The organism is Oleiphilus sp. HI0086 (genome assembly GCF_001635225.1).
Map to the genome: position 1 here is coordinate 1 of NZ_LWFZ01000227.1, position 700 is coordinate 700.

Annotated in this window: 2 protein-coding genes; both read right to left on the reverse strand. The window is 42.6% G+C overall.

The window, feature by feature from the left end:
• On the reverse strand, nt 1-313 hold a 313-nt coding region (locus A3756_RS02960), incomplete at its 3' end, for a deoxyribodipyrimidine photo-lyase (RefSeq protein ID WP_197481127.1).
• An 85-nt stretch (nt 314-398) separates the two neighbouring features.
• Nucleotides 399-700: hypothetical protein (locus tag A3756_RS27120; protein WP_197481128.1), on the reverse strand; the 302-nt coding region annotated here is incomplete at its 5' end.

A 700-nucleotide genomic window follows, 5' to 3' on the forward strand; every position in this document is an offset into this window, starting at 1 on the left:
TGTAGAAAAGGTGAGAAACTTTCAGCTGGCTGGCAAACTCAGAAATACTCGATTCCAGTTTTTGCATGGATTCTGCTGTAAGAACATAAAAGGGAACGTTAAGCTCGCTGAGAGCGCCAGAGAGTATTTCTAGTTGGCGCAGGATAAGAGATCGTTTAGCTGGCGACTCATTGTGGGCATCCCAGGTTTCTTCAGATATCACATAAACAGCAATGCTAGGCCCGGATGACATGGCAGCCGAAAGCGCCGGGTTATCATAAACCCTTAGATCACTTCTAAACCAGATTAGGTTGAGTAAATGTTCTTGCGTCATCTTATATTATCCCTTTTTGTTGCTATTTTATGTTGCCAATATCTTATACTACGAACCTTGTATATCATACGCAGGCCGAATGAAATTAGATCTGTTTTGCTACCGATATGCCACTTAAATAGGCGCACTCAAGTCCGTGGCGGGATTGATTCGTGGCAAGATAGTCTCCACTGAGGTGTATTTTTTCACTACATGTAAGGTAGTTCTCTTTATTGTCGATGGGGGTATTACTCGGCAGAGAATATAGCCAGCGATGTAAGTGTGAAACGATGATATCTATTTTTTGTTCGCATAGTGCTTCGAACTCACTCAATAGATAGCTTTCAACGCGTGTTCGTTCCCAATTAATTGTTTCTTGGCTCCACTCTTCGCCAGCTTGGACTTGAT